This window comes from Ottowia sp., from assembly GCF_035444425.1.
Taxonomy (GTDB): Bacteria; Pseudomonadota; Gammaproteobacteria; order Burkholderiales; family Burkholderiaceae_C; genus Ottowia.
On the sequence record NZ_DAOMOQ010000001.1, the window covers coordinates 146,229 to 167,708 of the forward strand.

Below are 21,480 nucleotides of genomic sequence, written 5' to 3' on the forward strand. Positions count from 1 at the left end.
GCCGCATGGCCCCGCACGCCCCACCATGCCGGGCGCAGGAGAGTTCCATGTCGACACGCTTGAAAGGCATTGCCGGCACGTGGCTGGCGCGCGCGATACCCGCGATCGTGGTCGAGGTGCAAGGCACGCGTGGCTCGGCGCCGCGCGAGGCCGGCACGCGCATGCTGGTTTCGGCCGGTGGCTGCGAGGGCACGATTGGCGGCGGCCACCTGGAGCTGAAGGCGATCCGCCGCGCGCGCCGCATGCTGGCCGAGGGCGTGCAGGACGCCGAGACCGAGCACTTCCCGCTCGGGCCGGCGCTGGGCCAGTGCTGTGGCGGTGCCGTCACGCTGGGCTTCGAGCCGCTCGTCACCACGCATCTGGCGACCTGGCCGGCGACTCGACCCCGCTTCCACCTGCAGTTGTACGGCGCCGGCCACGTCGGCCGTGCCATCGTGCGGCTGCTGGCCGACATCGACTGCGTGGTCGACTGGATCGACGAGCGCGAGGACGAGTTTCCGCAGCCGGGCGACGACGGCCAGCCATGGCCCGATCACATCCGCATGGTGTCGGTCGATGCGGTCGAAGCCGAGGTGGCCGAGGCGCGGCCGGGCTGGTTCTACCTGGTGCTGACCCACCGGCACGATCTGGACATGCGCATCTGCGAGCAGATCCTGCAGCGGGATGATTTCGGCTTCTTCGGCCTGATCGGCTCGAAGAGCAAGCGCATGCGCTTCATCCACCATTTCCAGCGGCGCGGCATCGGGGACGATGCGATCGCGCGCATGACCTGCCCGATCGGCGTGCCGGGCATCGAGGGCAAGGAGCCCGAAGTGATCGCGATCGGCGTGGTGGCGCAGCTGCTGCAGCAGGCGGCGCCAGCCTGAGCGGGGCCCAGGCCAGCGCGGTCAGGGCGCGTCGTCGCGGATGCGCTCGTGAATGACGATACCGCTGTTGTCCGGCGGCTCGGATTCGGACGACAGCGCATCGATGCCGGCACTGATCGCGCGGCCGGTCAGCTGCACGCCGGTGGCGACCACGGCGCCGGTGACCGAGATCGCGGCGCCCGCAGTGGCGCTGGCGACGGCGCAGCCGGACAGCAGGATCACCGCCATCGTGGTCGCGCCGGCGCACGCCAGCCGCTTCATGCGCTGGCCGTACCGGTCGCCTGGCCGCTGCGCACCTGCACCGCGATGTCGAGCGAGCGCAGGCGCAGCGCCGGGTCGTAGATGTCGCAGGTGAAGATCATCTCGTCGCACGCGGTTTCACGCGCCAGCGTCTGCAGGCCTTCGCGCACCGTGTCGGGCCCGCCGACGACGGCGCAGGCCAGGAAGTCGGCGATGCCGGCGCGCTCCTGCGTGCTCAGGTGCTGGAAGAAACCCTCCTGCGGCGGCTGCAGCAGCCCGCGCGCGCCACGCAGGATGCCCAGCACGCGCTGGAAGATGCTGCTGGCCAGGAACTGCGCCTCGGCATCGGTTGGCGCCGCCACCAGCGGCACGCCGATCATCACGTAGGGTTTCTCGCACTGCGCCGACGGCTTGAAGCCACGCCGGTAGACCTCGATCGCCTGCAGCAGCAGCGCGGGCGCGAAGTGCGAGGCGAAGGCGTAGGGCAGGCCGCGCTCGGCCGCCAGCTGGGCGCTGAACAGGCTGGAGCCCAGCAGCCAGATCGGCACCTGGGTGCCGGCGCCGGGGTTGGCGATCAGGCGCTGGCCCGGCTGCGACGTGCCCAGCAGGCGCTGCAGCTCGGCCACGTCGCGCGGGAAATCCTCCACCGATTCCACGCGGTCGCGCCGCAGCGCGCGCATGGTCATCGGGTCGGTGCCGGGCGCACGGCCGAGGCCGAGATCGATGCGGCCGGGATACAGCTCGGCCAGGGTGCCGAAGGCCTCGGCCACCACCAGCGGCGCGTGGTTGGGCAGCATCACGCCGCCGGAGCCGACCCGGATGCGCTCGGTACCGCCGGCGATGTGGCCGACCAGCACCGCAGTGGCCGACGAGGCGATGCCGGCCATGTTGTGGTGTTCGGCCAGCCAGTAGCGCGTGAAACCCAGGCGCTCGGCATGGCGCGCGGTCTGCAGCGAGACGGCCAGCGCGTCGGCGACCGAATGGTGCTCGCGCACCGGCACCAGGTCGAGCATGGAAAAGGCGATGTCGTGGAGTGGTTTGTGCATGCGCGTATTGTGGCCAGAGCGGGCAACGCGCGCTGGCGAGTGCGGCGGCCGATAAGATGCGGCGGTCGTCATCGAGGAATTGATCTGGAACCGCGCTCACCCATGGCCCAAACCGCTCCCCTGCTCGAAGTGCTGCCGCGCGACCTGTCGGCCTACCGGATCGGCAACACCGGCATCGACTACGTGCACCGCTTCGACTCCGGTCGGCCGGGTCCGCACGTGCTGATCAATGCGCTGACGCACGGCAACGAGGTCTGCGGCATGGTGGCGGCCACGCACCTGCTGGATACCGGCGTGCAGCCACGGATCGGCACGCTGACGGTGAGCTTCGCCCACGTCGCGGCCTACGAGGCGTTCCGCCAGGATGATCCGTTCGCCAACCGCCAGCTGGTGCACAACCTCAACCGTGTCTGGTCGGACGAATGGCTGGACGGCCCCGAGCACAGCCCCGAGCTGAAGCGGGCGCGCGAGCTGCGGCCGATCGTGGCCGCGGCCGACCACATCCTCGACATCCATTCGACCAGTCAGCCGGTGGTGCCGTTCTGGGTTTACCCGGGTTTCGAGCGCAACGCGCGCGCCGCGCTGGCGCTGGGCGCGCTGGGGCGGGTTGCGGTGCATCTGCAGATGCCGCGCGGCTTGGGCAGCGGCACGCCGCTGATCGAGCATGGGCGCCATGGCCGGCCCGACGACACCGCCGGCGTGGCGCTGGTGGTCGAGTGCGGCCAGCATTTCCTGCAGACCTCAGCCGATCTGGCAACCGTGACGGCACTGGACTTCCTGGCCTATTTCGGGCTCATCGACACGCCGGCCGAGGCGCCGGCCACGGCCAGCCGGCAGCGGCGCTTCGAGCTGCTGCAGACCTGCCTGGTGCGAACGCCCGAATTCCGCTTCGTGCGGCCGCTGGTCGGCTTCGAGACCTTTGCCAGCGGCGAGCTGATCGCCACCGATGGCGATGCCGGCGAGATCCGCGCGCCCTGCGACGACTGCACCGTGATGATGCCGACGCGCGCGCCGGTGGTGGGGCGCGAGGCGGTGTACCTGACGCGTCCGCTTGCCTCATGAATGATGTTGTGATGCTCGAGAAAGGCTTGCCATGATCACGACCCTGGTGCAATTTCGGCTCCCCGAGCCCTTCACCCCCGAACAGGCGCGCGCCGTGTTCGCCAGCACGGCGCCGCGCTACTTGGACATGCAGGGCCTGGTGCGCAAGCACTACCTGCTTTCCGAGGACGGCCGCACCGCTGGCGGCGTCTACCTCTGGCAGACACGCGCCGACGCCGAGCGCATCTACACCGAGGAGTGGCGCCAGTTCATCCGCGACAAGTACGCCACCGAGCCGGAAGTCAGCTACTTCCACACCCCGGTGATGGTCGATAACCAGGCAGGCCGGGTGATCGACGACGCCTGAGCGCCGCTTCGATGCGGGTCAGCGCAGGGCGGACGGGTTTCAGCGCACCCAGCCGCCGCCCTGCAGGTACCAGCCGCCACGCGGCGCGCGTTCCCAGCGGTGCGGGTGCCAGCGGTAGCCGGGGCGTGGGCGCTCGTAGCGGCCGGGCACCCAGTGGTGGCGGCTGCCGCTCCAGTTCCAGTAGCCGTTGATCCAGATGGCACCGGGGTAGGGCAGCGCCGGCTGCACCTCGTAATACGGTGCGGGCGGTGCCAGCGGTGCGTAGGCGCTGCCGCCGACCGGGTAGCCGTAGGGATCGGAGACCACCGGCGCCGGCGCGACCACGCAGGCGGTCAGCGTGGTTGCGGCCAGCAGGGCGGCGACGAGGGCGAGGCGGGCGGGCCGGGGTTGGACGTTTCGATTTCTCATGGCTGTAGACTCGATCAAAGGAAACGTGCGCAACCCGCATTCCAGGCTGCGCCCGCCTCATGCCTACAACGCCGGCGCGCGTACGTGGCTGACCGACCGATACGATGAGAGCGGGTCTTTACGTCGCCTTCACATGCCCTGGTGCGCGTTGTCCGGACCGCCGGGCGCGCAGGCGGCACGGGCTCCTGCCGAACTTCTTTTGCTGCGGCGCATCAAAAGGTTAAAATGTGCTCTTTGCACGCGCGCGATGCGGCGCGCGTGATCGGCAGCATTTTTGTGTAAGAGCGAGAAAGGCACCCTGGTTATGACACCGCGAACTTGCCGGACAAGGGGCACGATCTAGGCCGATCGCGGGACAGGCGCGGGCGCATCGCACACGGGCGCCGCAAGAATCCAGCCAGGCGCGGCCTACAGCCGCGCTTTTTTGTTGCTGTCCTGGCCACCGGTTCTTTCCAGTTTCACGCTTCAGAGGTTTTCAGATGGTTCAAATCACGCTTCCCGACGGATCGCAGCGCGACTACCCCGGCCCAGTGACGGTGGCCGAGGTGGCGCAGTCGATCGGCGCCGGCCTGGCCAAGGCCGCACTGGGTGGCAAGGTCAGCGCACCCGGTGCGTCGGCCGCGGATGGCCGGCTGGTCGATACCAGCTACCCGATCACGCAGGATGCCAAACTCTCGATCATCACCGCCAAGGATGCCGAGGGGCTGGAGATGATCCGCCACTCCACCGCGCACCTGCTGGCCTATGCGGTGAAGGAACTGTTCCCGGATGCGCAGGTCACCATCGGCCCCGTGATCGAGAACGGCTTCTACTACGACTTCAGCTACAAGCGCCCGTTCACGCCCGAGGACCTGACTGCCATCGAGAAGAAGATGGAGGAACTCGCCGCCAGGGACGAACCGGTGGTACGCCGGGTGATGCCGCGTGATGCCGCCGTGGAGTACTTCAAGGGTCTGGGAGAGCACTACAAGGCCGAGATCATCGCCAGCATCCCGACCAACGAGGACGTCAGCCTGTACCGCGAAGGCGGCTTCGAGGACCTGTGCCGCGGCCCGCACGTGCCCAGCACCGGCAAGCTCAAGCACTTCAAGCTGATGAAGGTGGCCGGCGCCTACTGGCGCGGCGACCACCGCAACGAGATGCTGCAGCGCATCTACGGCACCGCCTGGGCCAGCAAGGATGAACTGAAGGCCTACCTGACCATGCTGGAGGAGGCCGAGAAGCGCGACCACCGCAAGCTCGGCAAGGAGCTCGATCTGTTCCACATCGACGAGCATTCGCCCGGCACCGTGTTCTGGCACCCCAAGGGCTGGACGCTGTGGCAGGAGGTCGAGCAGTACATGCGCCGCGTCTACCGCGACAACGGCTATCAGGAGGTCAAGGGTCCGCAACTGCTCGACAAGAGCTTGTGGGAGAAAACCGGCCACTGGGACAAGTACCGCGAAAACATGTTCATCACCGAGAGCGAGAAGCGCGACTACGCGCTCAAGCCGATGAACTGCCCCGGCCACATCATGATCTTCAAGCAGGGCGTCAAGAGCTACCGTGACCTGCCGCTGCGCTATGGCGAGTTCGGCGCCTGCCACCGCAACGAGCCCACCGGCGGCCTGCATGGCATCATGCGCGTGCGCGCCTTCACGCAGGACGACGGCCACATTTTCTGCACCGAGGACCAGATCCTGGCCGAGTGCACCGCCTACACGGCGCTGCTGCAGAAGGTCTACAAGGACTTCGGCTTCACCGACATCATCTACAAGATGGCGACGCGGCCCGAGCAGCGCATCGGCTCGGACGAGATCTGGGACAAGGCCGAGCAGGCGCTGATCGAGAGCCTGCGTGATTCCGGCTGCGAGTTCGAGATCTCGCCCGGCGAGGGTGCGTTCTACGGCCCCAAGATCGAGTACACGCTGAAGGACGCGATCGGCCGCCAGTGGCAGTGCGGCACGATGCAGGTGGATTTCTCGATGGCCGAGCGGCTCGACGCCGAGTACGTCGGCGAGGACGGCGCCCGGCACCGGCCGGTGATGCTGCACCGCGCCATCATCGGCAGCATGGAGCGCTTCATCGGCATCCTGATCGAGGAGCACGCCGGCGCGCTGCCGGTGTGGCTGTCGCCTGTGCAGGTGGTGGTCACCGGGATTACCGATGCGCAGGCCGATTACGTGCAAAGCGTGGCGAAAACGCTGCGCAATCAAGGGCTTAGGGTCGAAACCGACCTGCGCAACGAGAAGATCACGTATAAAATACGCGAGCATTCGTTGCAAAAGCTTCCCTATATCCTGGTCGTAGGCGACAAGGAAAAGGAAGCTGGCGCCGTCGCAGTGCGCGCCCGGGGCAACCAAGACCTCGGTGTGATGTCCCTCGATGCGTTTGCCAAGCGCATCGCGCAGGACATCGCTTCCAAAGCCTGATTTTCTGATCGAAACAGCTCTGGCCCGCGTGGATTGTGCGGTATCAGCTACGCTTTGCGTAGCATTCTGAACAAAGGATTTCTGCCATCGCTACCCATTTTCGTGACCGCCGCCATCGTGAAGAGCGCGCGCATCGTCTGAACCGAGAAATCATGTCGCCGGAGGTTCGCCTCAACGGTCCCAACAACGAGCCGCTGGGCGTGGTTCCGATCCAGGAAGCCCTGCGCATGGCAGGTGAGTTGGATGTGGATCTGGTGGAAATCGCCGCCACGGCCAATCCGCCGGTCTGTCGCCTGATGGACTACGGCAAGTTCAAGTACCAGGAACAGAAGAAGGCGGCCGAGGCCAAGGCCAAGCAGACGGTCATCGAAATCAAGGAAGTCAAGTTCCGGCCCGGTACCGACGATGGCGACTACAACATCAAGCTGCGCAACATCCGGCGCTTTCTGGGTGATGGCGACAAGGTGAAGGTCACGCTGCGCTTTCGCGGCCGCGAGATCACGCACCAGGAACTGGGCATGGCGCTGCTCAACCGCATCCGCGACGAACTGGCCGACAGCATCATCGTCGAGCAGTTTCCGAAGCTGGAGGGCCGGCAGATGATCATGATGATCGCGCCGGCGCGCAAGAAGACATCCGGTGGCGGCGCGTCCAAGCCGGCGCCCGCCGCGGAGCAGCAGGCTGCAGCCTGATTGGCGGCGGCGCAGGGAGTTCTGAAGCATTTTCCGGCTTGTCCGGAGAACGGGTGGGTTGCAAGACCCGCCACCCAACGTGGTGGGGTGACCCATCACATCAAGAAGTGGCTCGGGGCCTGCAAGGGCGCAAAGCAGTTTTGCGCACGCCTCGCGAGCACAAGTAACAGGAGCATTTGAAATGCCCAAGATGAAGACCAAGAGCAGCGCGAAGAAGCGTTTTCGCGTCCGTCCCGGTGGCACCGTCAAGCGCGGTCAAGCCTTCAAGCGTCACATCCTGACCAAGAAGACCACCAAGAACAAGCGCCAGCTGCGCGGTGCGGTGAATGTGCACTCGTCCGACCTCGGACAGATGGCGCAGATGCTGCCCTTCGCCGGCCTTTGATCAACTGACGGACAAGGAGAAAACACATGCCTCGCGTCAAACGTGGTGTAACCGCCCGCGCTCGTCACAAGAAGATCCTGGCCCTGGCCAAGGGTTTCCGCGGCCGCCGCAAGAACGTCTTCCGCGTCGCCAAGCAGGCGGTGATGAAGGCCGGCCAGTACGCCTACCGTGACCGCCGCGCCAAGAAGCGCGACTTCCGTCGTCTGTGGATCGCCCGCATCAACGCCGCAGCGCGTGAATGCGGCATCACCTACAGCCAGTTCATCAATGGCATGAACAAGGCCGGGATCACGCTGGACCGCAAGGTGCTGGCCGACATCGCCGTGCACGACAAGGCCGCTTTTGCCGGCATCGTGGAGCAGGCCAAGGCCAAACTGGCCTGATCTGCGGCGCCGGCTCCGGTGGCCATGGCTTGCCTGGCTGCCGCGTCGGCGACTCGAGGGATTGAGGCCAGCGGCTTCAATCCCTTTTTCGTTTCAAGAGATCCCGTGGTTTTGCACCGATGACTACCACCACCGCCCCCGAAGACCTGCGCGACCTGATCCAGGGCGCAAGCGACAGCTTTGCGCGCGCCACCACGCCGGCCGAACTGGAAAACGCCAAGGCCCAGTTCCTCGGCAAGGCCGGGCGCGTGACCGGACTGATGAAGGGCATGGCGCAGCTGTCCGTCGACGAGAAGAAGACCCGGGGCGCCGCCATCAACCAGGCCAAGCAGGCCATCGAATCGCTGCTTTCTGCACGCCGCCAGGCGCTGCAGGATGCCGAACTGGAGCGCCAGCTGAAGGCCGAGGCGCTGGACGTGACCTTGCCCGGGCGCCAACGCGGCGTCGGCGGGCTGCACCCGGTCAGCCTGGCCTGGCAGCGCATCGAGCAGATTTTCGGCAGCATGGGTTTTGATGTCGGCGACGGCCCCGAGATCGAGAACGACTGGTACAACTTCACCGCGCTCAACAACCCGCCGAACCACCCGGCGCGCTCGATGCAGGACACCTTCTACGTCGACATCCAGGACGAGGACGGGCTGCCATACTGCCTGCGCACCCACACCAGCCCGATGCAGATCCGCTACGCCACCGCACATGCGAAAAAGCACGCAGCGGCGCTGGCGGCCGGCGAGATGCACGAGATTCGCGTCATTGTGCCCGGTCGCACCTACCGGGTCGACAACGACGCCACGCATTCGCCCATGTTCCACCAGGTCGAGGGCCTGTGGCTGGGCGAGAACGTCAGCTTCAAGGACCTGAAGGTCACCTACCTGAACTTCTGCAAGGCCTTCTTCGAGACCGACGACCTGGTGCTGCGCTTTAGGCCCAGCTATTTCCCGTTCACCGAGCCCAGTGCCGAGATCGACATCCAGTTCCAGACCGGCCCGCTGGCCGGCCGCTGGCTCGAGGTGTCGGGCTCCGGCCAGGTTCATCCGCAGGTGGTGCGCAACATGGGTCTGGATCCGGAGCGCTTCATCGGCTTCGCCTTCGGCTCCGGCATCGACCGGCTGGCCATGCTGCGCTACGGCGTCAACGACTTGCGCCTGTTCTTCGATGGCGACATCCGTTTCCTGAGTCAATTCCGGTGAAGAGCTTGGGCGTTGAGTATTGAAGCGCTCAGCGTCCTCGTCCCCGTCCGACGCCAAACACCGAACGCTGAATCCCTGAAATGCAATTTCCCGAATCCTGGCTGCGCGAATTCTGCAATCCGCCGATCACCACAAGCCAACTGGCCGACACACTGACCATGGCCGGCCTCGAGGTCGAGGAGCTGCGCCCGCTGGCGCCGCCCTTCACCCAGGTCGTGGTCGGCGAGATCAGGCAGGTCGAGCAGCACCCCAACGCCGACCGCCTGCGCGTGTGCCAGGTCGACGTCGGCCAGGACGCCTTGCTGAACATCGTCTGCGGCGCGCCGAATGCGCGCATCGGCATCAAGGTGCCGACGGCGCTGGTCGGCGCCGAATTGCCGCCGGGCGACGATGGCCAGCCGTTCCGGATCAAGCTCGGCAAGCTGCGTGGCGTCGAAAGCCAGGGCATGCTGTGCTCGGCGCGCGAACTGCAGCTCTCGGACGACCACGAAGGCCTGCTCGAACTGACGGGCGATCCGGCCGTCGGCGCCGACATCCGCCAGGTGCTGCGCCTGGACGACACCATCTTCACACTCAAGCTCACGCCCAACCTAGGTCATGCGCTCAGCGTCCATGGCATCGCGCGCGAACTGTCGGCGCTGACCGGCGCGCCGCTGCGCACGCCCGAGATCCCGCCCGTGGCTGTGACGACGCCCGATGTGCTGCCGGTGAAGATCAGCGCGCCCGACCTGTGCGGGCGCTTCTCGGGCCGCGTCATCAAGCACGTCAACACGCAGGCCACCACCCCGGCCTGGATGGTCGACCGGCTGGCGCGCTGCGGTCAGCGCAGCGTGACCGCCCTGGTGGACATCTCCAACTACGTGATGTTCGAGTACGGCCGGCCCTCGCACATCTTCGACCTGGACAAGATCCATGGCGGCCTCGATGTGCGCTGGGGCAGGGCAGGCGAGCGGCTCAAGCTGCTGAACGGCGGCACCGTCAGCGTCGATGAAAACGTGGGCGTGATCGCCGATGAGCGCGAGGTCGAGTCGCTGGCCGGCATCATGGGCGGCGACGCCACCGCCGTGTCCGACGACACGCAGAATGTCTACGTCGAAGCCGCATTCTGGTGGCCCGACGCCGTCGCCGGCCGCTCGCGCCGCTTCAACTTCTCCACCGATGCCGGCCACCGCTTCGAGCGCGGCGTCGATCCCGAATTGACGGTGGCGCACATCGAGCGCATCAGTCAGCTCATCATCGACATCTGCGGCACGCCGGAGACCGCCTGCGGCCCGGTCGACGACCAGCAACCCAACATGCCGCAGCCGCAGCCGGTCTCACTGCGCGTGGCGCGCGCCAGCAAGGTGATCGGCATGCCGGTGTCGCAGGCGCAGTGCGTCGACGTGTTCCGGCGCCTGGGGCTGCCTTGCGCGGAAGGCGAGGGCGCGGTCACGGTGACGCCGCCGGCGTATCGCTTCGATCTGCGCATCGAGGAAGACCTCATCGAGGAGGTGGCCCGTGTCATCGGCTACCAGCAGCTGCCCGAAACCGCGCCGCTGGCGCCCATCGTGCCGCGCGTCGGTTCCGAATCCCGCCGCGACCGCTTCGGCGTGCGGCGCGCCATGGCCGCACTGGGCTACCTGGAAACCATCAACTTCAGCTTTGTCGACGAGGCCTGGGAGCGCGACCTGGCCGGCAACCCCGATCCGATCCGGCTGCTGAACCCGATCGCCAGCCAGATGAACGTGATGCGCTCGTCGCTGCTGGGTTCGCTGCTGCAGGTGGTCAAGCACAACACCGACCGCCGTGCCGAGCGCGTGCGCGTGTTCGAGCTCGGCCGGGTGTACCGGCGCGACGCCGGCGTGCAGGCCTCCAGCGCCGACGTCAAGGGCGTGGCGCAGCCGATGCGGGTGGCCGGCATCAGCTACGGCCCGGCCAGCCGCCAGGGCTGGGAAGGGCGGCAAGCCGCCGCTGATTTCTACGACGCCAAGGGCGACGTCGAGGCCTTGCTGGGACAGCGCCAGGCGACGTTCGTGCGCGCCGAGCACCCGGCGCTGCATCCGGGCCGCTGCGCGCGCGTCGAACTCGACGGCCAGGCCATCGGCTTCGTCGGCGAACTGCATCCGCGCTGGCGCCAGCAGTGGGAGCTGCCGCAGGCGCCGGTGATGTTCGAACTCGACCTCGATGCCGTGCTGGCGACGCCGCTGCCGCAGGCGCAGGCCGTGCCGCGCCGGCAGTCGGTCGAGCGCGACATTGCCGTGGTGGTCAAGGAGGCGGTGACGCACGGCCAGTTGATGGCGTCCGTCCACGCTGCGCCGACCGGCGGCCTGCTGCGCCAGGCCAGCCTGTTCGACATCTACCGGCCCAGGGCCGGCAGCGAAGCGGCGGCCGGCATGGTGCCCGGCGACAAGAGCCTGGCGGTACGCCTGGTGCTCGGCAGCGACGGCGAAGCGCTGACCGACGAGCGCATCGACGCCGCGGTGCAGGCGGTGGTCGCGCGCCTGGGCAGCGAGCTCGGTGCGCGGCTGCGCGGTTGACGGCGACAGGCAAGGAGTCCAAACACCATGGCCACTGAACCCAAGCACGTGCTCGACCTCGTGGTCGACAGCCTGGCCACCTCGGCACTGACCAAGGCCCAGCTCGCCGAGATGCTGTTCGAGCAGATCGGCCTGAACAAGCGCGAAGCCAAGGACATGGTGGACGCGTTCTTCGACCTGATGAGTGCGCGCCTGATCGCCGGCGAGGACGTCAAGCTGTCGGGTTTCGGCAACTTCCAGCTTCGCGTCAAGGCAGCGCGGCCGGGGCGCAACCCGCGTACCGGCGAGCTGATCCCGATCGCGGCGCGCCGCGTCGTCACCTTTCACCCGAGCCAGAAGCTGAAGGACATGATCCAGTCGGCGCCCAGCGTCGGCGCGACCGATCCCGACGAGGGTTGACCGGCGCCGACCGGCGTGGCGCCCGGACACCAGCCGACACGCGAAACTCAGCACTATTTCACGTGCGGGCTATAGAAGTGCGCGTGCAGTTGCGCTAACCTCAATGGCTCAGCGTGCAAGATGCTGACGTGCCATGGAGACCCAGCTGCCCCCGATTCCCGCCAAGCGCTACTTCACCATCGGTGAAGTGGGCGAACTGTGCGGCGTCAAGCCCCACGTGCTGCGCTACTGGGAGCAGGAGTTCACGCAACTGCGCCCGATGAAGCGGCGCGGCAACCGGCGCTACTACCAGCACCATGAAGTGCTGATGATCCGCCGCATCCGCGAACTGCTCTACAACCAGGGCTTCACCATCAACGGCGCGCGCGCCAAGCTGCAGGAACTGGCGCAGCACGAACGCAACCGGCACCGCACCAATGCGGCATCGTCAGCGGACTTGCAGGAGCCGGAACCGAGCGGACAGCTTGCGGGCGAAGTGGACGCAGCGGCGTGGGATCAGGACATGCTGCCCGAGCAGATCCGGCAGGTCGAGCGCGAGCTGAAGGAAATCCGCGATCTACTCACCGTGGCCGGATGACCGTGCGCGGGCGCAAGCTATAATTCGCTGCTTGTCGGCGCGTAGCGCAGCCTGGTAGCGCACTTGCATGGGGTGCAAGGGGTCGCGAGTTCGAATCCCGCCGCGCCGACCAACCTTCATAAGGGGCTACAGCTATCAAAGTTGTAGCTCCTTTTTCTTTTTGTTGATGTCAACTGCAAGAGTTCTGTTTGGCTTCCATGCCGTCGGCGTGCGCCTGAAGACGGCGCCGACTTCGATCGTCGAGGTCTACGCCGATCCGACGCGGCGCGATGCGCGCATGAAGCAGTTCCTGGCGCGCGCCGCCGAGGCGGGCGTGCGGGTGATCGAGGCCGATGGGCTGCGGCTGGCGAAGCTGTGCGGCAGTCACGGCCACCAGGGCGTGGTGGCGCGCGTGCAGCCGATCGAGGGCGTACGCACGCTGGACGAGTTGCTGGATGACCTGCAGGAGCAGGGCGAGGTGCCGCTGCTGCTGGTGCTCGACGGCGTGACCGATCCGCACAACCTGGGCGCCTGCCTGCGCGTGGCCGACGGTGCCGGCGCGCAGGCGGTGATCGCACCCAAGGACCACGCCGCCGGCATCAACGCCACCGTGGCCAAGGTGGCCAGCGGTGCCGCCGAAACGGTGCCGTACTTCATGGTGACCAACCTGGCGCGCACGCTGAATGAACTGAAGGAGCGTGGCATCTGGGTCACCGGTACCGCGGACGATGCCGGGCAGACGCTGTACGACGCCGATCTGACGGTGCCGACGGCGCTGGTGCTGGGCGCCGAAGGCCCGGGCATGCGGCAGCTGACGCGCAAGACCTGCGACGCGCTGGTGCGCATCCCGATGCAGGGCCCGGTGGAAAGCCTGAACGTGTCGGTGGCCAGCGGCGTGTGCCTGTACGAGGCGCGGCGCCAGCGCCTGGCTGCCGCGCGCTGAGCGGCTGGCAACCGAATCGTGCGGCTTCAGCCAGCCGACGTCGCCGTCAGCCGCTTGACCCCGGCGACGAAGCGCTGCAGTGTCTGCGACAGCACGCCCTTGGGGATCATGACCTCGATCAGCTGGAAGCGCCCGCGCGTGGCCTGCGCCTGGTCGAGCGCGGCCTTCAGTTCGGCACGCGTGCGCACGCGCACGCCGTCGCCGCCCAGGCCGGCCGCCATGTCGGCGAAACCCCAGTCGTCGAGCGCGTTGAAGCGCGATTCGGGTTGGAAGGTGCGCAGCATCTCCCAGCTGGCGTTGTTGAGCAGCAGCACGATCGGGTCCCAGCCGTAGCGGCGGCAGTTCCCGAGTTCCCAGCCGGTCATCTGGAACGCGCCGTCGCCCACCAGCACCAGCGGGCGCTGGCCGGTGGCCGCCTGCAGGCCCAGCCCGGCCGGCACGCCGAAGCCCATGGTGGCGTAGTAGCCGGGTGCGGTGAAGGCGGTGTGGTCGATGTCCATGGCGGTGAACATGCAGTCGCCCATGTCGCTGGCGATCGGCATCTTGCCGTGTACATCGAACAAATCGTTCACGGCCATGGCGATGTCGTTCGGGCTGATCGAAGCCTCGTCGGCCGGCATGCCGCGCGCGTAGGGCGCCGGCTGCGGATGCGGCGGCGCGGCCACGGTGCGCGCGTCGGTCTGCGCCTGCAGCGCGTCGACCAGGCTGGCCAGCGGGATGTGCGGATAGACGTGGTAGCCCAGGCGCACCTCGCCGTCGCAGGCGATGATGGCGTGGCGCAAGTCGATCTTCTTCTCGGACACCGCGAAATTGGTGTCCGACAGGATCACGCCGAGCAGGAACAGGCCGTCGGATCCCTCCACCATGCGAGTCAGCTCTGGCTCGCCGGCCACGCCCATGTAGGTGCCCATCAGGTGCATGTCGGCGTCGGCCAGCAGGCCGCGGCCCATGATGCAGGTGGCCACCGGCAGGCCGAGGCGGCGCGCCAGTTCGGCCACCTTGGCTTCCAGCCCATAGCGGCGCACCTCGACGTCCACCACCAGCGCCGGTTTGCTGGCAGCGCGCAGGCGCGCCAGCACCTCGGCGGCGCAGGCGGCGAGCGCGTCGGCATCAACCTGGATGGCGGGCAGCGGCGGCACCGGGGCGCAGGGTGCCGCCACCATGTCGCGCGGCAACTCGATGTAGACCGGGCGCGAATGCTCCAGGCAGGCGCCGATGACGCGGGCGATCTCCTGCGGCGCGCGCTCGGCGTCGTGCAGCCGGGTCTGCGCGCAGGTGATTTCCTCGTAGATGCGCTGCTGCGAATCGAGCTGCTTGGCCTGGTGGTGCAGCAGCAGGCCCGAGGCCGATTCGTGCTGGCCCGGTCCGCCCGAAAGGACCACCAGCGGCGACTTCTCCGCGTAGGCCGAGGCCACGGCGTTGACCATGTTGAGCGCGCCGGCGCCGTAGGTGACAGCGGCCACGCCCAGCGTGCCATCGATGCGCGCCGCCGCGTCGGCCGCGAAGCCAACGCCCGGTTCGTGCGACAGCGTGTAGAGCGGCAGGATGCCGGATTCCTCGATGATCTTGAAGAAGGGCAGCGCGAAGTCGCCCGGAATGCCGAAGATATGGCGTGCGCCATTGGCCTTGAGGGCGTGCAGCAGGGATTCGGTCAGGTTCATGGCGTGTCGGGCTTCCATCTGGTCGAAGGATGAATTGTCCGAGCGGGAGGCCGCAATAAAGCGGCGTGTTTGTGCGTGCTGACGTATTCACTGCATCATGCACTGCGCGTGAACAGGATGTCACGCAGAAATCATGCTTTCACTGGGAGCCGGTGATCCGCCGCGGATGGCGTTGCCGAATCAGTCCGGCTCGCGCTCGCAATGCCGCTTGAGCGACTGCAGCACCTGCGCCCAGGCGAAGCTGTTGAAGCCGGCGAATCGGCTTGCCAGGTCGTAGCCCTGGTGCCTGAAATCGACCGTGGTCAGTTGCGACAAGGGTGTACCGCTGACGGCGTGCTCGACCATGGCAGCGCCACTGTCGCCTCGACTCAGGTCGAACGCCAGCTGCGTGCCGGTCCAGCTTGATGCCGGGTTGTCCGTCGGGTGCTGGCTGATGCAGGTCCAGGTGACGCCCGCGCCCGGATCGCGCCACAGCACGCGCAGTCGCACCGTGCCATAGGGACCGGCCTGGTGCGACATGACCAGTCCGTCCGGCGTGTCGGCCATGCTTTGCGGGCACCACCAGGCGCCAATCTCGGCCGGCTCGCTCAACGCGCGGTAGATGCGCTCGCGTGGCGCCCGGACGGCAAGCTGGTGGTGGATCGCGGTGTGGTCCATGCGCGGCTTACTGCATCGAATGCAGGCCGATCATGTTGCCCTCGGTGTCCTGCACCAGCGCGGCGAAGCCGTACTCGCCGATCGAGAACTTGGGCCGGAAGATGCTGCCGCCGGCGGCCTCGACCCGGCCCTGCTCGATGGCGCAGTCGTCGCAGGCGAAATACACCAGCGTGCCGCCGCCGCCAGAGGGCACGCCGTCCATCCTGCACAGCGTGCCGCTGGCACCCATGGTGCTCATGTCGCCGGGAAATGCCAGCATCTGCATGCCCTGCGTGTCGGAGGACGGTGCGCCGAGCGGCGTCAGCTTGCACTGGAACACCTGCTCGTAGAACGCCTGGGCGCGCGGCATGTCCTGCACGTAGATTTCGAACCAGACGACGGGGTTGGGTTTCATCGGACGTTCCTTGGTGGTGGGAGAGAGATCAGATGCGCGCTTCGACGTGGCGCGCGAAGTTGTCCAGGATGGCCTGCCAGCCGTGCCGCTGTTGCTCGGCGCTGTGCACGTCCTCGGCGTCGAAGGTTTCGCGCACAGTGATGCTGTCGCCGGATGCGAGGAATTCGACGCGCACCGCGCGCCCATCGCTCATCACGTACTCGATCAGGCGCGGCGCTTCGATGCGTGTGTAGCGGCCTTCGAAATCGAAGCCGGCACTGCCGTCCTTTGCCTCCATGCGCCAGCAGAACTTGCCGCCTTCGCGCAGATCGACGCTGGCGCGTAGCGTGTGCCATTCCGGTGTCGCGGCGTTCCATTGGCGGATCGCAGCGGGATCGTTCCAGGCTGCCCAGACGCGCTCGATCGGCGCCTGCACGATGGTCTCGACGGTGATGTTCATGCGCGTACCGGCGTCACTCGTGCGGCGCATTGACCATCCACGGCGTGCCGAAGCGGTCGGTGACCATGCCGAAGCCGGGCGACCAGAAGGTCCGGCCGAAGGGCATGGCCACCTGGCCGCCGGCGGCCAGGGCGTCGAAGATGTGGCGGCCTTCGGCCACGCTGTCGGCGCCGATCGACACCCACAGACCCTGCGGCCGCGCGTAGCCACCGGCGCAGGCGTCAGCGGCGCCGGGCAGGGCGTCCGAGCCCATCAGCGCCTGCTCGCCGACCTGCAGGTGAACGTGCATGACGTGGTCGCGGCCTTCGGGTGGAATCGGAGGGCCTTGCGGGTTGGGCGGCATCTCGCCGAAGCTGCTCTGGTGCACGATGGTGCCCTTGAACAAGTCGACGTAGAAGGCAAACGCTTCGGCGCAGTTGCCGTTGAAGTTCAGGTAGGGGGTGAATTGCATCGGGAACTCCCGTGGGTGGGTTGAAAGGGCGCGGCCGCCTCGCGTCAGTGGCCGTCGAACGCCTGCCGGAGCCGGGTGATGTCGAGTTTCTTCATGCCCATCATCGCGGCCATGTAGCGCTCGACGGCCGCGCGGTCGGTCGAGCTCTCGATCTCCTGGTACAGCGTCGGCACGATCTGCCACGACAGGCCGAAACGGTCCTTCAGCCAGCCGCATTGTTGGGCCGCCGGGTCACCGCCTTGTGACAAGGCGTTCCAGTAGTGATCGATCTCGTCCTGCGTCTCGCACAGGACCATCAGCGACAGCGCCTCGCTGAACCTGAAATGCAGCCCGCCGTTGAGCGCCAGCATGGGCTGACCGAGCAGTTCGAACGACACCGTCATCACGCTGCCGGGCGGCTTGCCGTGCTGCTGGCGACCGGCCTCGGGGTAGTGCGTGATGGCGCCCAGGCGCGCGCCGGGAAAGATGCCGCAGTAGAACGCGACGGCCTGCTCGGCCTGGTCGTCGAACCAGAGGCAGGGTTGAATGCGGGCGGCGAGTGACGGCATGAAAGCGTCTTTCGTGGTGATTGTGGACGACGTACACATATGCTAAGGATAAAATGAACACTGTCCACATTTATTTTGTAACGACATGACGGATCGCTCCGATCGGACGGCAGCGGCGGCGCGCAGAACCTACCGCCACGGCGACCTGCGCCGCGCGCTGCTGGATGCCGGCATCGCGCTGGCCCGCGAGGGCGGGCCGGACGCCATCGTGCTGCGCGAGGCGACCCGCCGCGCCGGCGTGGTGCCGAATGCCGCCTATCGGCATTTCGCCAGCCGGCAGGCGCTGTTCGAGGCGGTGCGCGCGGCGGCACTGGGTGCCCTGGCGCGCGTCATCGAGCGGCGCTGGGCGCGGGCGCAGCACATCGCCGATCCGGCGGCGCGCGCGCGCGCCTTGCTGCGCGCGGTGGGCGCCGGCTACCTGGCTTTCGCCCAGGCGGAGACCGGGCTGTTCCGCACCGCGTTCGCCGCCGGTGAGCACGATGTCCAGGTACCTGCCGACCCGGCGCGTACCGGCACCCTGGGCCTGAACCCGTTCGAGCTGCTCGGCGCGGCACTCGACGCCATGACGCAGGCTGGTGTGCTGCCCGCGGCGCGCCGGCCGGGCGCCGAGTACCTGGCCTGGTCGGCGGTGCACGGCATGGCGCTGCTGTGCATCGACGGACCCTTGCGCCGTGCCTCGGCCGCGGCACGCCGGGCGCTGGGCGAGCGCGTGGTGGAGATGGTCGAGCAGGGCTTGTGAAGCCCTGCCAGGGCTTGCTAAGCTTTCGGCATGACTCCGATTTCCGACGATCTGCTGGACCAGGTGCGCGGCTGGTTGCGGCAGGCGCGCAAGATCGCCGTGCTGAGCGGCGCCGGCATCAGCGCCGAGTCCGGCGTGCCGACCTTTCGTGACGCCCAGACCGGCCTGTGGGCGAGTTTCCGCCCCGAGGAACTGGCCACCGAGGAGGCGTTCCGTGCCAACCCCACGCGGGTGTGGGACTGGTATGCCGAGCGCCGTGAGCGCCTGCGCGACGTGGCGCCCAATGTCGGCCATGTCGCGCTGGCCGAGTTCCAGCAGCGCCACCCCGGCCGGCTGACGGTGATCACCCAGAACGTCGATGGCCTGCACCAGAAGGCGGGCAGCACCGGTGTGCTGGCGCTGCACGGCAACATCTACCAGGATCAGTGGCTCGATCCCTGCCAGCTGGCGCGGCGCGCGCACGAGAGCTGCCACGTCGAGCAGGCCGAGGCCGGGCGGCCGCCGAGCTGCGCCCATTGCGGCAACCTGCTGCGCCCGGCGGTGGTCTGGTTCGGCGAGATGCTGCCGATGGCCGCGCTGCGCGCCGCCGAGCACGCGGCGACCGAATGCGAGGTGATGCTGGTGGTCGGCACCTCGGGCCAGGTCTATCCGGCTGCGGGACTGGCGCACGAGGCGCGGCAGGGCGGTGCCAAGGTGGTCATCGTCAACCCGCAAGCGACCGAACTGGACGACGTGGCCCATGCGGTGCTGGTGGGCTCCTCATGCCAGCTGCTGCCGCGGCTGCTGGATTTCTGAGCCGGCGCCATTTGCCGCTTTCTTCGCCTGCGGGCGCGGCGGCAGCCGCGAACGGCTACGCGATACGGCATTCGCGGCTTCTTCCGCTGCTGCCGCTTCCGCACCAGATGCCGAGCAGGGCGGACAAGCGTCGCGCGATCTGCCGGCAACACCATCCGCTGCGCCTTCGATCTACAGCACCTCGAGCACGCGCTCCAGCGGCCGGCCCAGGCGCGCGCCGCGCGGCGTCACGACGATGGGGCGGTTGATCAGCACCGGCGTGGCGACCATGGCGGCGGCGAGTTGGTCGTCGGTTAGTGCCGGATCGTCGAGGCCTTGCTCCAGGTACTCGGGCTGCTTGGTACGCAGCAGCGCCCGCAGCGGCTCGCCGGTGGCTTGGGCGATGGCCTTCAGCTCGGTTGCCGTCGGCGGCGTCTTCAGGTACTCGACGATGTGCGGTTCCTGGCCGCGTTCGCGGATCAGCTCCAGCGCCTTGCGCGAGGTGTTGCAGCGCGGGTTGTGGTAGAGGGTGATGTCGCTCATGGCGGTCTCCTTGTTCAGTAGAGCAGATGCGGCGCGCGCATCTGCATCCAGGCCGCTTCGTCGGCTGCGGCCAGTGCATCGAGCTCGGCCGGCATGGCCTTCGGATCATCGACCCATTCGCGCAGCAGCGGGCTGCCGTTGATGACGTCGATCGGCAGCTTACCGAGCTCGTATTCGTAGGGGAAGTCGCGCCACAGCGGGTACTCGGGCGCCTGCCGGCGCAGCGCCTTGAAGGCCAGCGCCTGCAGGCGCCAGGGCCGGAAGGCGGCGTGCTCGTAGTGCGACGGATCCTCGACGTGGATCTGCACGCCGGCGCACAGTTGCCCCACGTGCTTGTGGAAGGTCGGCTCGAACCAGCATTCGCGCAGCCGGCAGCCGCGCAGCCATTCCGGCGCGAGGGCATGCATGTCCGCCAGCAGGCGGCGGGTGTCGATGTCCGGCGCGCCGAACAGCTCCAGCGGGCGCGTGGTGCCGCGGCCTTCGGACAGCGTCGTGCCTTCCAGCATCACGGTGCCGGCGTAGGCGCGCGCCATCAACAGGTTGGCGGCGTTGGGGCTGGGGTTGACCCAGGTTCGCCAGTCGTCGGCGCCCATCGGCCAGCCAAAGCCGGGCGCCACCTCGGGCTGCCAGCCGGCCATGGTGATGACGCGGTACTCCACATCCAGCTTCAGCAGGTCGATGAACCAGTGGCCCAGCTCGCCCATGGTCATGCCGTGGCGCATCGGCATCGGGCCGGCGCCGACGAAGCTTTCCCAGCTTTCGCGCAGCATCAATCCTTCGACCGGCCGACCGGCCGGGTTGGGCCGATCCAGTACCCACACGGCCTTGCCATGTGCCGCCGCGGCTTCCAGCACGTAGCGCAGCGTGGTGATGAAGGTGTAGATGCGGCAGCCCAGATCCTGCAGGTCGACCAGCAGCACGTCCCAAGGCCGCATCATCGCGTCGGTCGGACGGCGCACCTCGCCGTACAGGCTGAACACGGGGATGCCGAGGCGGGGATCGACGAAGTCGGGCGACTCGACCATGTTGTCCTGCTTGTCGCCGCGCAGGCCGTGCTGCGGTCCGAAGGCGGCGGTGAGCTGGAGGTCGGGCAGGGCGGCGAGGGCGTCCATCGAGTGCGTCAGCTCGCGCGTGACACTGGCCGGGTGGGCCAGCAGGGCGACGCGGCGGCCTTTCAGCGGCGCGCGCAGGGCCGGATCTTCGAGAAAGCGTTCGAGGCCGAATTTCATGCGGTGAGCGATGCGGGAAGTCGCGCCGTCCAGCCGGCGCGGTGGTGGAAATCGGGGTGCGGTGCCGGGTGGTGTAGCGCCCAGTAGCTTAAGCTGCCGTCCGCACACTCGATGACGGCGCTCAGGCCGAGCATCGGATCGATGCCGGCAACCGGCAGCGCCTCGGATGGCAGCCAGCAATCGAGCGTCAGCGTGTGCGCGAGCGTGTCCTGCACGCAGCTGATGCGTGGCGCAGGCAAGGCGGGCGCCGCGTCATCGCGCAGGCGTTCGGAGCGGAAGAGATAGCCCGCCCAGTCGCCGGACGGGCTGAAGTTGTATTCACGGTAGGCCGCGTCATCCGCCTGGCCCACGAAGGCCTCGAAGCAGGTGCGGTGCCAGAGGCCATCCGTGGCGGCTGGGCGGCGGGCTGGCACGGGGATGCGCAGCCGCGCCAGGTCGCCGGTCAGCGTGTAGCGCAGCTGCCAGGTTCGGGCGCTCGCGTCATGCGCCACGCGCGCTGTCAGCCGATCCACGCTGTCGCACGGCGTGGCTGGATGGGGCAGAAGCGACAGCAGAAACGGCAGAGCGGACATCGGTCGCCATTGTCTCAGCCTGCGCTGCTC

26 protein-coding genes and 1 tRNA gene are annotated in these 21,480 nt (G+C 67.9%); 15 read left to right on the forward strand and 12 right to left on the reverse strand.

Annotated features, from left to right (window positions below):
* Window positions 1-47 precede the first annotated feature (47 nt).
* Complete coding sequence (xdhC, locus tag PK606_RS00750; RefSeq protein WP_324559527.1) at window positions 48-866, forward strand: xanthine dehydrogenase accessory protein XdhC; 819 nt, start codon at window positions 48-50, stop codon at window positions 864-866.
* A 21-nt stretch (window positions 867-887) separates the two neighbouring features.
* On the opposite strand, the gene PK606_RS00755 is transcribed toward xdhC, so the two are convergent.
* Together PK606_RS00755 and PK606_RS00760 are read right to left on the reverse strand one after the other, a co-directional pair.
* Window positions 888-1,127, reverse strand: a complete 240-nt coding sequence (locus PK606_RS00755) for a hypothetical protein (protein WP_324559529.1) — start codon at window positions 1,125-1,127, stop codon at window positions 888-890.
* The gene (locus tag PK606_RS00760; RefSeq protein WP_324559531.1) at window positions 1,124-2,152 is read right to left on the reverse strand and encodes an LLM class flavin-dependent oxidoreductase; all 1,029 of its coding nucleotides are present in this window, start codon (window positions 2,150-2,152) and stop codon (window positions 1,124-1,126) included. Before PK606_RS00760 ends, PK606_RS00755 begins: the two co-directional genes overlap by 4 nt.
* 102 nt (window positions 2,153-2,254) lie before the next feature.
* Between PK606_RS00760 and PK606_RS00765 the strand changes: the two genes are divergently transcribed.
* Window positions 2,255-3,214 (forward strand): M14 family metallopeptidase, encoded by a 960-nt coding sequence (locus tag PK606_RS00765; protein WP_324559533.1) that lies wholly within the window; start codon window positions 2,255-2,257, stop codon window positions 3,212-3,214.
* A 46-nt stretch (window positions 3,215-3,260) separates the two neighbouring features.
* Window positions 3,261-3,560 (forward strand): YdhR family protein, encoded by a 300-nt coding sequence (locus tag PK606_RS00770; RefSeq protein ID WP_324559535.1) that lies wholly within the window; start codon window positions 3,261-3,263, stop codon window positions 3,558-3,560.
* 39 nt (window positions 3,561-3,599) lie between these two features.
* Here the strand turns inward: PK606_RS00770 and PK606_RS00775 are convergent, their stop codons facing one another.
* A complete protein-coding gene (locus tag PK606_RS00775) occupies window positions 3,600-3,968 on the reverse strand; it encodes a hypothetical protein (RefSeq protein WP_324559537.1) in 369 nt (122 codons plus the stop codon).
* 479 nt (window positions 3,969-4,447) lie between these two features.
* Between PK606_RS00775 and thrS the strand changes: the two genes are divergently transcribed.
* The 10 genes from thrS (at window position 4,448) to rlmB (ending at window position 13,443) form a co-directional block, all read left to right on the forward strand.
* Complete coding sequence (gene thrS / locus PK606_RS00780) at window positions 4,448-6,379, forward strand: threonine--tRNA ligase (protein ID WP_324559539.1); 1,932 nt, start codon at window positions 4,448-4,450, stop codon at window positions 6,377-6,379.
* A 77-nt stretch (window positions 6,380-6,456) separates the two neighbouring features.
* Entirely contained in the window at window positions 6,457-7,071 is a 615-nt protein-coding gene (infC, locus tag PK606_RS00785) for a translation initiation factor IF-3 (RefSeq protein WP_324559632.1), read from the forward strand.
* A gap of 181 nt (window positions 7,072-7,252) precedes the next feature.
* A complete protein-coding gene (rpmI, locus tag PK606_RS00790; RefSeq protein ID WP_324559541.1) occupies window positions 7,253-7,456 on the forward strand; it encodes a 50S ribosomal protein L35 in 204 nt (67 codons plus the stop codon).
* Window positions 7,457-7,482: 26 nt separating this feature from the next.
* The gene (rplT, locus tag PK606_RS00795; RefSeq protein ID WP_324559543.1) at window positions 7,483-7,839 is read left to right on the forward strand and encodes a 50S ribosomal protein L20; all 357 of its coding nucleotides are present in this window, start codon (window positions 7,483-7,485) and stop codon (window positions 7,837-7,839) included.
* A 119-nt stretch (window positions 7,840-7,958) separates the two neighbouring features.
* The gene (pheS, locus tag PK606_RS00800; protein WP_324559545.1) at window positions 7,959-9,029 is read left to right on the forward strand and encodes a phenylalanine--tRNA ligase subunit alpha; all 1,071 of its coding nucleotides are present in this window, start codon (window positions 7,959-7,961) and stop codon (window positions 9,027-9,029) included.
* 80 nt (window positions 9,030-9,109) lie between these two features.
* Window positions 9,110-11,545 (forward strand): phenylalanine--tRNA ligase subunit beta, encoded by a 2,436-nt coding sequence (pheT, locus tag PK606_RS00805; protein WP_324559547.1) that lies wholly within the window; start codon window positions 9,110-9,112, stop codon window positions 11,543-11,545.
* A 27-nt stretch (window positions 11,546-11,572) separates the two neighbouring features.
* Window positions 11,573-11,944, forward strand: coding sequence for an integration host factor subunit alpha (locus tag PK606_RS00810; protein ID WP_324559549.1), 372 nt, complete (start codon window positions 11,573-11,575; stop codon window positions 11,942-11,944).
* Window positions 11,945-12,077: 133 nt separating this feature from the next.
* Complete coding sequence (locus PK606_RS00815) at window positions 12,078-12,521, forward strand: MerR family transcriptional regulator (RefSeq protein WP_324559551.1); 444 nt, start codon at window positions 12,078-12,080, stop codon at window positions 12,519-12,521.
* A gap of 35 nt (window positions 12,522-12,556) precedes the next feature.
* A tRNA-Pro gene (locus tag PK606_RS00820) sits at window positions 12,557-12,633 on the forward strand.
* Between the two features lie 54 nt (window positions 12,634-12,687).
* Window positions 12,688-13,443, forward strand: a complete 756-nt coding sequence (gene rlmB, locus PK606_RS00825) for a 23S rRNA (guanosine(2251)-2'-O)-methyltransferase RlmB (protein ID WP_324559553.1) — start codon at window positions 12,688-12,690, stop codon at window positions 13,441-13,443.
* Between the two features lie 26 nt (window positions 13,444-13,469).
* Here rlmB and ipdC read toward each other — a convergent pair whose 3' ends face one another.
* The 6 genes from ipdC to PK606_RS00855 form a co-directional block, all read right to left on the reverse strand.
* The gene (gene ipdC / locus PK606_RS00830; protein ID WP_324559555.1) at window positions 13,470-15,122 is read right to left on the reverse strand and encodes an indolepyruvate/phenylpyruvate decarboxylase; all 1,653 of its coding nucleotides are present in this window, start codon (window positions 15,120-15,122) and stop codon (window positions 13,470-13,472) included.
* 162 nt (window positions 15,123-15,284) lie between these two features.
* Window positions 15,285-15,761 carry an SRPBCC family protein gene (locus PK606_RS00835; RefSeq protein ID WP_324559557.1) on the reverse strand — a complete coding sequence of 159 codons (477 nt, stop codon included), beginning with the start codon at window positions 15,759-15,761 and terminating at the stop codon, window positions 15,285-15,287.
* A gap of 7 nt (window positions 15,762-15,768) precedes the next feature.
* Window positions 15,769-16,155 (reverse strand): VOC family protein, encoded by a 387-nt coding sequence (locus tag PK606_RS00840; RefSeq protein ID WP_324559559.1) that lies wholly within the window; start codon window positions 16,153-16,155, stop codon window positions 15,769-15,771.
* 28 nt (window positions 16,156-16,183) lie between these two features.
* The gene (locus tag PK606_RS00845) at window positions 16,184-16,594 is read right to left on the reverse strand and encodes an SRPBCC family protein (protein ID WP_324559562.1); all 411 of its coding nucleotides are present in this window, start codon (window positions 16,592-16,594) and stop codon (window positions 16,184-16,186) included.
* Window positions 16,595-16,607: 13 nt separating this feature from the next.
* A complete protein-coding gene (locus PK606_RS00850) occupies window positions 16,608-17,045 on the reverse strand; it encodes a VOC family protein (RefSeq protein WP_324559564.1) in 438 nt (145 codons plus the stop codon).
* Window positions 17,046-17,089: 44 nt separating this feature from the next.
* Window positions 17,090-17,593 (reverse strand): VOC family protein, encoded by a 504-nt coding sequence (locus tag PK606_RS00855; protein WP_324559566.1) that lies wholly within the window; start codon window positions 17,591-17,593, stop codon window positions 17,090-17,092.
* A gap of 85 nt (window positions 17,594-17,678) precedes the next feature.
* On the opposite strand from PK606_RS00855, the gene PK606_RS00860 reads away from it, so the two are divergent.
* A complete protein-coding gene (locus PK606_RS00860; RefSeq protein WP_324559568.1) occupies window positions 17,679-18,332 on the forward strand; it encodes a TetR/AcrR family transcriptional regulator in 654 nt (217 codons plus the stop codon).
* A 30-nt stretch (window positions 18,333-18,362) separates the two neighbouring features.
* Entirely contained in the window at window positions 18,363-19,127 is a 765-nt protein-coding gene (locus PK606_RS00865; protein ID WP_324559570.1) for an SIR2 family NAD-dependent protein deacylase, read from the forward strand.
* 171 nt (window positions 19,128-19,298) lie between these two features.
* Here PK606_RS00865 and arsC read toward each other — a convergent pair whose 3' ends face one another.
* From arsC to PK606_RS00880, 3 genes are read right to left on the reverse strand one after another with little or no spacing between them, the layout of a single operon-like run.
* Window positions 19,299-19,649 carry an arsenate reductase (glutaredoxin) gene (arsC, locus tag PK606_RS00870; protein WP_324559573.1) on the reverse strand — a complete coding sequence of 117 codons (351 nt, stop codon included), beginning with the start codon at window positions 19,647-19,649 and terminating at the stop codon, window positions 19,299-19,301.
* A gap of 14 nt (window positions 19,650-19,663) precedes the next feature.
* Window positions 19,664-20,878 carry an exo-beta-N-acetylmuramidase NamZ family protein gene (locus PK606_RS00875; RefSeq protein WP_324559575.1) on the reverse strand — a complete coding sequence of 405 codons (1,215 nt, stop codon included), beginning with the start codon at window positions 20,876-20,878 and terminating at the stop codon, window positions 19,664-19,666.
* Window positions 20,875-21,450, reverse strand: a complete 576-nt coding sequence (locus PK606_RS00880; protein WP_324559576.1) for a DOMON-like domain-containing protein — start codon at window positions 21,448-21,450, stop codon at window positions 20,875-20,877. Before PK606_RS00880 ends, PK606_RS00875 begins: the two co-directional genes overlap by 4 nt.
* Window positions 21,451-21,480: the final 30 nt, after the last annotated feature.